The organism is Phenylobacterium sp. (assembly GCF_037138395.1).
GTDB lineage: Bacteria > Pseudomonadota > Alphaproteobacteria > Caulobacterales > Caulobacteraceae > Phenylobacterium.
Genome location: NZ_JBAXIM010000100.1, coordinates 1 through 9,612, shown reverse-complemented (window position 1 = coordinate 9,612; position 9,612 = coordinate 1). Strand labels below are relative to the sequence as shown.

The 9,612-nt window shown below is 69.6% G+C and carries 10 protein-coding genes; all 10 read left to right on the top strand.

Annotation, left to right across the window (positions count from 1 at the left end; translation table 11 throughout):
- Positions 1-628: cytochrome c-type biogenesis CcmF C-terminal domain-containing protein (locus WCJ52_RS09010; RefSeq protein ID WP_336902970.1), on the top strand; the 628-nt coding region annotated here is incomplete at its 5' end.
- Positions 629-639: 11 nt separating this feature from the next.
- The gene (locus WCJ52_RS09005) at positions 640-1,128 is read left to right on the top strand and encodes a cytochrome c-type biogenesis protein (RefSeq protein WP_336902969.1); all 489 of its coding nucleotides are present in this window, start codon (positions 640-642) and stop codon (positions 1,126-1,128) included.
- A 97-nt stretch (positions 1,129-1,225) separates the two neighbouring features.
- Positions 1,226-2,758, top strand: a complete 1,533-nt coding sequence (locus WCJ52_RS09000) for a trypsin-like peptidase domain-containing protein (RefSeq protein WP_336902968.1) — start codon at positions 1,226-1,228, stop codon at positions 2,756-2,758.
- A 14-nt stretch (positions 2,759-2,772) separates the two neighbouring features.
- A complete protein-coding gene (locus tag WCJ52_RS08995) occupies positions 2,773-3,444 on the top strand; it encodes a response regulator transcription factor (protein WP_336902967.1) in 672 nt (223 codons plus the stop codon).
- Positions 3,437-4,867: a HAMP domain-containing sensor histidine kinase gene (locus tag WCJ52_RS08990; RefSeq protein WP_336902966.1), complete on the top strand. Its 1,431-nt coding sequence runs from the start codon at positions 3,437-3,439 to the stop codon at positions 4,865-4,867. Before WCJ52_RS08995 ends, WCJ52_RS08990 begins: the two co-directional genes overlap by 8 nt.
- Positions 4,864-7,737: a bifunctional [glutamine synthetase] adenylyltransferase/[glutamine synthetase]-adenylyl-L-tyrosine phosphorylase gene (locus WCJ52_RS08985; protein WP_336902965.1), complete on the top strand. Its 2,874-nt coding sequence runs from the start codon at positions 4,864-4,866 to the stop codon at positions 7,735-7,737. Before WCJ52_RS08990 ends, WCJ52_RS08985 begins: the two co-directional genes overlap by 4 nt.
- Before the next feature lie 55 nt (positions 7,738-7,792).
- Positions 7,793-8,242: an EF-hand domain-containing protein gene (locus WCJ52_RS08980; protein WP_336902964.1), complete on the top strand. Its 450-nt coding sequence runs from the start codon at positions 7,793-7,795 to the stop codon at positions 8,240-8,242.
- Positions 8,243-8,255: 13 nt separating this feature from the next.
- Positions 8,256-8,828, top strand: a complete 573-nt coding sequence (locus WCJ52_RS08975) for an RNA polymerase sigma factor (RefSeq protein ID WP_336902971.1) — start codon at positions 8,256-8,258, stop codon at positions 8,826-8,828.
- Entirely contained in the window at positions 8,825-9,304 is a 480-nt protein-coding gene (locus WCJ52_RS08970) for a hypothetical protein (RefSeq protein WP_336902963.1), read from the top strand. Before WCJ52_RS08975 ends, WCJ52_RS08970 begins: the two co-directional genes overlap by 4 nt.
- The coding region (locus WCJ52_RS08965) for a hypothetical protein (protein ID WP_336902962.1) at positions 9,301-9,612 on the top strand (312 nt) is incomplete at its 3' end. The genes WCJ52_RS08970 and WCJ52_RS08965, both read left to right, overlap by 4 nt.

Here is a 9,612-nt window from a genome sequence, read left to right as displayed (position 1 = left end):
CAGCCTTGGCCTCGGCCTGTCGGCTTGGCTTATTGTGGGTGCCCTGGCCGAGGCCGCCCAACGGATTCGGCTCTTCCGGGGCCCCCTTGCGGAGAGCCTTCGCCGCTTCCGGGGCCTACCACGGGGGGCCTGGGGGACGACCCTTGCCCACCTGGGTCTGGGCGTTTTTGTCCTCGGCGCCTGCTTCGAGACCGGCTGGAAACTCGAGGCTGCACAGACCCTGGCGCCGGGCCAGTCCCTGCGCGTCGGTGCCTGGGAGCTGGTCCTGAAGGATGTCCGCCCCGTCGATGGACCGAACTACGATGCCGAAACGGCACGCATCTCGGCCCGGCGGGATGGGCAGGAGGTCTGCGCCCTGACGCCGTCCCGCCGGTTCTACCCGGCGGGGGGCCAAACCACCTCGGAGGTGGCCATCTGCACGGTGAACCTCAGCCATCTCTACGTGGTTCTGGGTGAACGCAGACTGGGGCCGGAGGGGCGTGGGGTCTGGCTGGTCCGGGGCTTCTGGAACCCCTTGGCCCTGCTCATCTTCATCGGCCCGGCGATCATGGCCCTTGGCGGACTCGTCTCACTGACAGACCGCAGGCTCCGGCTGGCGGCGGGTCGCCGGCGCGAGATCCGGCCTTGAGGCGGCTCGGGGTGCCCTTGGCCGTCGCCCTGGCGGCCGCCCTGTGCCTGGCGGCGGCCTCGGATCCTGCGGAGCGCCTTCCGGACCCTACCCAGGAGGCCCGCGCCCGGGCCCTCTTCCAGGAGGTGCGCTGCATGGTCTGCCAGAACGAGTCCATCGCGGATTCCGAAGCCGGCCTGGCGATCGACCTGCGCCGCCTCGTGCGCGAGCGTATCGCCTCGGGACAGGACGACGCCCAGGTCCGCAGCTGGCTGGTCGACCGCTACGGCGAATTCGTCCTCCTGCAGCCGTCCTTCTCCTGGGCGAACCTTGCGCTTTGGCTGGCACCCCTGGCGGCGGTGATCGCCGGCGTCCTGGCCCTTGCAGCGCATCTACGACGGCCTGTTCTGCCCGACGCCGCCCTCACAGAAGCGGAGGCGAGGCGCCTGTCCGATCTGTTGGCGGGCACGGATGGCCATGATCCTGCCCTGAAATCGTCTCGGGACGATCCCAATGCATGACGTAATCCTCATTTGAGCGGACCCCCGCTATTTGGCATGTAGGTTTATACCCAGCTGCGAAGGATCGCGGCGGGCCGAAGGGAAAGAAGTGCGCACCATGAGCTCGAACAAGAGCCGTTACCTCTTTGGGGCCCTCGCGGGTGCCGTAGTCGCTGGCACCGCCATGGCCGCGGGTGCCGGGCTCAACGCCGCCGAGCGCACCGGAAGTGATCCGACCGCGACGCCAGCGGCAGTGGCCCGTCCCAACTTCGCCCCGCCTCCGGGGGCGCCCATGTCCTTCGCCGACATCTTCGAGAAGGTCTCCCCCGCGGTGGTTTCGATCAACGTGACGAGCCGGGTCGACATGTCCCGCCTGCAGCGACAGAACCCGGGCCTGCCCTTCGTAATGCCGCCCGGGCAGGGTGGCGAGGAGGGCAATGAGGGTGGAAATGGACCGCGCCGGCAGTCGGCCGGGTCGGGCTTCTTCATCTCGGCCGACGGCTACGTAGTGACCAACAATCACGTCATCGAGGACGCCGAGAGCATCAAGGTTGTCCTGAAGGACGAGACCGAGCTTGAGGCGACGGTCGTCGGGCGCGACGAGGGCACCGACATCGCCGTCCTCAAGGTCAAGGGCACGGGCTACACCTTCGTCAACTTCGAGAATTCCGCCCGGCCCCGGGTGGGCGATTGGGTGCTGACCGTTGGCAACCCCTACAACCTGGGCGGGACTGCCACCGCCGGCATCGTCTCGGCCTACGGACGGGACATCGGCGAGACCTTCGTCGACTACATCCAGATCGACGCACCCATCAACCGGGGCAATTCCGGCGGACCGACCTTTGACATCTTTGGACGGGTAATCGGGGTCAACACCGCCATCTTCTCCCCCACCGGGGGTTCCGTGGGTATCGGCTTTGCCGTACCCGCCGACGTGGCCGCCAGGGTTTCCCGCCAGCTGATCTCCAACGGCAAGGTGGTGCGCGGCTATATCGGCGCCACCATCCAGAACTTCGACGAGGACATGGCCGCCGCCCAGGGCATGGCCGGGCAGAAGGGCGCTATCGTCGCCGAGCTCACGCCTGGAGCTCCGGCGGACAAGGCGGGCCTTGTTGCCGGCGATATCGTCCTCTCGGTTAACGGGGTGCGCGTGAAAAGCTCTGCGGAGCTGACGCGGCAGGTCGCCACAGCGGCCCCCGGGGACCTCCTGCGGCTGCAGGTGATCCGTGATGGCAAGCCGCGGACCTTCGACATCCGCTCGGGCGTCCGTCCCTCGGAGTCCCAGCTTGCGGCGGGTCCCTCAGGTTCCGGCGGGACCGGGCCTGGGCCCGCTCGTCCCGCGCCCGCCCCCGGCCAGGCCATCCTCGGTATGATGGTCACACCCCTCGACGACGCCGGCCGCCGCCGAGCCGGCCTTCCGGCCGATGTCCGCGGCCTCATCATCGGGGCTGTGGAACGAAATTCCGACGCCGCATCCAAGGGACTTCAGGCCAATGACGTGATCATGCGCGCAGGTGACCGGACCCTGGCCATGCCTTCGGACCTGGCCGCGGTGGTCGAACAAGCCCGGAAGGCGGGTCGGCCCAGCGTCCTCGTCGCTGTCTGGCGCGGAGGCAGGACCATCTTCCTGCCGATCAAGATCGCCGACTGATCCGGGCCGTGGGCATGAAGATCCTGATCGTCGAAGACGACCAGCCCGCCGCCGAGGTTATGGCTCGGGGTCTCCTGGATGCCGGCCACGCCTGCACCCTGTGTCCAGACGGCCTGGTCGGGCTCGAGGCCGCCCGCAGGGGCAGCTTCGACGTCATGATCGTCGATCGCATGATGCCCTGCCTGGATGGGGTCGGCCTCGTCGAGACCCTCCGCCGGGACGGAGATGAGACGCCCGTCCTCTTCCTCTCGGCCCTGGGCGAGATCGAGGACCGGGTTACTGGCCTGCGGGCCGGAGCGGACGACTACCTGGTCAAGCCCTACGCCTTCGCTGAGCTCATCGCCCGGGTCGAGGCCCTGGCGCGGCGGCGGGAGACCGGATCGGTTCTCACCTTTCTCAGGGTCGGAGACCTGGAGATGGACCTCATCGGGCGCAAGGTCCAAAGGGCGGGCCGCGAGATCGACCTGCAACCCCGGGAGTTCCAGCTGCTGGAGTTCCTGATGCGGCACGCCGGACAGGCCGTGACCCGGACCATGCTGCTCGAGAAGGTCTGGGAGTACCACTTCGATCCCCAGACCAACGTCATCGACGTCCACATCTCGCGGCTGCGCTCCAAGATCGACAAGGGATTCGAGCACCCCATGCTCGAGACGATCCGTGGGGCAGGGTACCGGCTGGATGCCTGAGGCCCCGGCGCCCCCCACCGGGAGTTTCCTGCGGCTCTTCAGGGCGGCGCCCTTCAGACTGACCCTCCTGACGTTGGCCCTCTTTGCCTTCGCCGGGGCCGTCCTCATGGCCTATGTCTATATGGCCGCCGCCGGTGAGGCCCGGAGGCGGACGGACGCGGATATCCGCCGGGAGGCGGACAGCCTGGTCGCAGTCTACAACCGTTCGGGCCCCGCCGCCCTCAACCCCGTCCTGGTGACCCGGATGGCCGGCGAGCGGCGCTTCGTCTATCTCTTCCTGGCCCCGGACGGCGCCAAGATTACCGGTTCCCTCGCCCAGAGCCCCGTCGAAAACTTCACCGGTGCCGCGACCTGGGTCCGCTTTTCCCTGGCTGGGCAGGGTGCGGCAGGGCGCCCCCAGTCGATCCCCGCCCGGGGCCTGCAGCTGCGCCTCTCCGGCGGTGAGACCCTCTTCGTCGGCGCCGACGCCAGCGACGACCGGGATTTCATCGTGACCATCGTCCGGGGCCTCTGGGGCGCCGGCGCCCTGTTGGTGGTTCTGGGAATAGCCGTTGGGCTCCAGGCCAGCCGCAACTTCACCCGCGCCATGACCGGGCTCACAGATGTCGTGGCGGCCGCGAGGAATGGGAACCTTGCAGCTCGCGCCCCTGTGCGGGGGGCCGGGGACGAGCTCGACCAACTGGCCGAGGGGCTGAACGACATGCTCGACCGGCTCGACCGCTCCATGTCCGCCCACCGGCACGCCGGCGACGCCATCGCCCACGACCTGCGCTCGCCCCTGACCCGCCTGAAGGCCCGGCTGGAGACCGCCCTGCTCGATGCCGAGGCCGGACGGGGCGACGCTCGCCTGGCCCTGGGCCAGGCCCTGGACGACACTGACGGCGTCCTGAGGACCTTTTCCGCCGTACTCTCCATCTCCCGCCTACAGGCGGCGGGAGAGGCGCCCAATGCGGTGCGCTTCGATCCTGCGGCCATGGTTCGCGACATGACGGAGCTGTACGGCCCGCTCTGCGAGGACAAGGGGCTCGAGATCGCCTCGGACATCTCCGCAGGCCTGGCCGTGAGGGGTAATCCCGCCTTCCTCGCCCAGGCCCTCGCCAACCTCGTGGACAATGCCGTGAAGTACACCCCGGCCGGCGGAGCGATAAGGGTTCGGCTTCGACGCATGGCCTCCAGCGAAGTCGAGATCTCGGTGACGGACACGGGTCCTGGAGTGGCGACAGCCGACCGGGACCGGGTCGTCCAGCGCTTCGTGCGCCTGGAGAACAGCCGCAACCTGCCCGGCGTTGGCCTTGGCCTGTCCCTGGTCGCCGCTGTCGCCGAGGCCCACGGCGGCCGGTTCGAGCTGGGGGATGGCCCGGGCGTCTTTGACGGTTCGGGACCGGGGCTCCGCGCCGCCGTCGTCCTGCCCTCGGCGCCATGACCCCCCTGGGCCAGCGGTTGTCCCCCTGTGGCCCAGTGCTGGACGCCCGGCCTGCCGAACGCCTCCTCGACGCCATCGCCGCAGTGCGCGACCTCTCCCCGGCCGAACGCGCGGCCCTTGCGCCGGTCTTTGGTGCGTCGGGCTATCTCGCAGGACTCGCCCGCCGGGATCCAGCCCGCATGGCCCGGCTCCTCGATTCTGACCCCGAGGCCAGTCTCGACCGGATCCTGGATGCCACTGGCCTCCTGGCCGCCGCCTCTCCAGAGGTCGCTGGCCCGGGTCTCCGGCAGCTCAAGGCAGAGCTTCATCTCCTGACGGCCATCGCCGACCTTGGGGGCGCCTGGGATCTGGACCAGGTCACCGGCGCCCTGGCCCGATTTGCCGACTCCGCCCTCGCCGCGGCCCTGTCCAGCGCCGCGGGTGCCGAGGTCGCCGCCGGCCGCCTCGTCCCGCCACCCGACGACAGTCGCGGACCGGTTCCGGGATTTTTCTGCATCGCCATGGGCAAGCACGGTGCCTTCGAGCTCAATTATTCGAGCGACATCGACATCTCGATCTTCTTCGATCCCGAAGCCCTGCGGCTCTCACCGGGGATCGAACCCCAGGCCTTTGCGGTCCGCCTGACCCACAAGCTGACGGAGTTGATGCAGGAGCGCACCGCTGACGGCTATGTCTTCCGCATGGACCTGAGGCTGAGGCCGGACCCGGGCTCAACGCCGCCAGCGGTCTCGACCGTCGCCGCCTTCGAATACTACGAGAGCGTTGGCCAGAACTGGGAGCGGGCGGCCTTCATCAAGGCCCGGCCCTGCGCCGGCGACATCGCCCGAGCCGACGCCTTCCTGGCGGAGCTACAGCCCTTCATCTGGCGTCGGAACCTGGACTTCGCGGCCATAGCCGACATCCATTCCATCAAGCGCCAGATCCACATCCACAAGGTCGATGATCGTCTTTCGGCCCGAGGCGCGGACCTCAAGCTCGGCCGGGGCGGAATCCGCGAGATCGAGTTTTATGTCCAGACACAGCAGCTGATCCTCGGGGGTCGTCACCCGGGACTGCGAAGCCTTCGCACCCTTGACGCCCTCGCTGCCCTGGCCGCAGCCGGGCACGTTTCGGATGCAGCTCGTGACGAGCTTGGCGACGCCTACCGCCGCCTCCGCGACCTGGAGCACAGGGTGCAGATGCTCGCCGACGAGCAGACTCACCGCCTGCCGGAGTCCGACGCCGAGCGCCGGCGGGTCGCAGCCCTTTCCGGCTTCGACCGGCTGCGCAGCTTCGATGCGCACGTCGAGCGGATCCTGAAGGTCGTCAACCGACGCTATGGCGAACTCTTCCCCGGCGAGGAGCCCCTGTCGTCCCGCTTCGGCAGCCTGATTTTCACGGGCGTCGACGACGATCCCGAAACCCTGCGCACCCTGGCCCGGATGGGCTTCTCCAGTCCCGCCCAGGTGTCCGGGACGATCCGCGCCTGGCACCATGGACACATCGCCGCCACCCGCTCGGAGCGCGGGCGCGAACTCTTCACCCGCCTGGCCCCCCGTCTGCTCGACGCCACCCAGGCCACCGGGGCCCCGGACGCGGCCTTCACCCGCTTTGGGGCCTTCTTCTCCCGCCTGTCCAGCGGGGTCCAGCTCCAGTCCCTCTTCCTCGCCCAGCCGGCGATCTTCGCCCTGATCGTCGAGGTGATGGCCTTTGCCCCCCGCCTGGCGGACACCCTGGCGCGCCGTCCCGCCGCCCTCGATGCCCTGCTGGATCCGGCCTTCTTTGGCGACATCGACCCGCAGGAGGATCGCCAGGCCCTGCAGAGTGCCGTGGCCAGGGCGGTCGACTTCGAGTCGGCCATGGACACTGTCCGCCGCCAGCACCGGGAGCAGGCCTTCCGTATCGGTGTCCAGGTGATGAGTGGATCGGCGGGCGCCGAGGCCGCTGGCCATGGCTTTGCCGGCCTGGCGGACGCCAGCATCGAGGCCCTGGCGCCCGTCGCCCTGGCCGAGGCCGTCCGTCTTGGGGGCGACTTCGAGGGGCAGGTGGCGGTGGTCGCCCTCGGGAAGTGCGGATCCCGCGAGATGAGCGCGGGCTCTGACCTCGACCTGATGACCGTTCACAGGGCAGCGACGCCAGATACCGTCTCCACTCTCAAGGGCTGGTCTGCGGAAACCTTCTACGCCCGCTTCACCCAGCGGCTGGTGGCCGCCCTGTCCCTGCCGACGTCGGAAGGCGAGCTTTACGAGGTCGACATGCGCCTGCGGCCCTCTGGCTCCAAGGGTCCTGTCGCCGTCGCCTTCACCGCCTTCGGCGCCTATTACGCGACCGAGGCCGAGACCTGGGAGTTCATGGCCCTGACCCGCGCCCGGGTGGTCTGGTCCAGCGATCCCGCCTTCGCCAGGGACCTGGCCGACGCCATCGAGACGACCTTGCGCCAGCCCCGCGACGCCACCGTCCTGGCCCGCGAGGTGCGCGAGATGCGCGCCCTCATCACCCAGGAAAAGCCAGCGTCGGGCCTCTGGGACATGAAGCTCGCACCCGGAGGGTTGGTCGACATCGAATTTGCCGCCCAGTTTCTTCAGCTCGCCCATGCCCATGCAGGCGGCCCCCTGCGCGCCGGGACCGCCGACGCCCTGGAGGCCATGGCCGCAGCGGGACTGGCTGGCTCGGTCGGTCCCCTCCTGGAGGCCTGGACCCTCCAACAGAACCTGACCCAGATGCTCCGCCTCGCCCTCGGGGACGCCGGCGACCCCGCGGATCAGCCCGACGCCTTCAGGCGCAGGCTGGCCCGGGCCGGTGGCACCCGCGACTTCCGCAGCCTCGTCACCCGGCTGGGGCGGACCCGGAAGCGCGCGCAGGAAGCCTTCGAAACCCTTGTCTGCCCTTGAAACGCCGGAATTCAGGGTTCAATTCGTTCAACAGCCAAGGACCGGAGATTCCCAAGTGCGCCTGACCCTTTCCGCCTGCGCAGCCGCGCTATCCGCCCCGGCCCTTCTGACGGTTCTCTGGGCTGCGCCGGCGACCGCCCAGATGGGCCCGCCCAAGCTGGACCAGAACGGCGACGGCAAGGTGCTCTACGCCGAGTACCGGTCCGAAAACGTAGACAAGATCCTCCAGAGACTGGATTCTGACAAGAACGGTCAGGTGTCCCGGGCCGAGTTCGACAAGTTCGTCGGTATGGCTCGCACCTTCGGCGGGGACAAGGCTGAGGCGGCCATGAGCCAGATATGGCGCACGACAGACGTCAACGGAGACGGATCCATGTCCCGGTCGGAACTGGAGACCGCCAGCAAGCGCCGTTTCGATGGCGCGGACTCCAACCGCGACGGGGCCCTGGACAAGACAGAGGTGGCCGCCATGCAGCAGAGACAACGTGTCGCGACCGGTAACTGACGCCCTCGGGCGCATCTATTCCGATGGGCCGGCGGCGTCTTCACGCGTCGACGACCCGGATGCAGACCTCGTCCGCAGGGTCGGATCCGGGGACCTTTTGGCTGTCCGGGCCCTGACCGCCCGCAAGCTGCCGCGCCTGACCGCCCTCGCAGCCCGTGTGCTGGGAGACGCCGCCGAGGCCGAGGATGTCGCCCAGGAATCCCTGATCCGGGCCTGGCGGCAGGCGCCGGTCTGGCGCTTCGGGGAAGCCCGCTTCGACACCTGGCTCCACAGGGTGACCCTCAACCTCTGCCGGGACCGGCTGCGCAGGGTCCGTCCGGGTGGGCCGCAGGACCTGGAGACCCTGGTCGACCCCGGCCCAGCGCCGGACCGGGGGCTGGAGGCCAGGGACGTGGGCGACCGCGTGGCTGCAGCCATGGCCATCCTTCCCGCCCGCCAGCGCGAGGCGGTCGTCCTCTGCCATTACCAGGAGATGGGCAACATCCAGGCCGCCGCCGCCCTCGGGATCAGCGTCGAAGCCCTGGAAAGCCTTCTCTCGCGTGGGCGACGAGCCCTTCGCGCGGCCTTGTCGGATCTCGTCGCATGACCCCGCGCCCAGATTCCCTGGCCGCCGCAGAGGCGCGGGTGCGCCAGCTGGCCGAGTCTTTTGGCGGGGACCCCGCCCGGTGGCCCGAGGCGGATCGCCTGGGTGCCGAGGCCTGGATCGCTGCCCATCCCGCTGAGGCCCGGCAACTTCTCGACGATGCGCGTTCGCTGGATCGCCTGTTGTTCGCCTGGGAGGCCCCGCGTCCGACGGAGGGCGTAACAACGCGGGTGCAGTCCGCCGCCCCGGTTCAGGTCCGGCAATCCCTCCGGCGCGCCTGGGTGCTGACCCTGACCGGTGGTGCCGCCCTCGCTGCAGCCTGCCTGGCGGGCATTGTCGCCGCGCCACGTCTGGTGGACCCGGTCGCGCGCCCCGCCGAAGCGCCCGCCTACGCTTCGGACCCCGACTCCATCCTCGCCGAGGCTATGACGCCCTGGGAGGCTCCGGTCGCCGAGTCCGCCACGGGCGCCCGTTCTTGAACCGCCGGGCGCTTGTGGTGGCGCTCTTCGTCTCTGCCGCCCTCAACCTCTTCCTGGTCGGTCTGATCGCCGGGGGTTGGCGCCGGTTGCACGCAGATCCGGCCCCTGCCGTCGAGGCCGCGTCCTTGGACTCTCAGGTCCTTGAGCCCCGGGGGGACTCTCAGGGCCTTGAGTCCCGGGGCCCGCCGACCGAACCCTCGGGGCTGGAAACCCTCCCGACGGAAGCCTCGCCGCCTCCACCACCCGCCCTGGCGGTTCGCAGGGATGAACGCAGACCCGGGCCGCCGCCGCAGGGCTGGGAGGTGGCC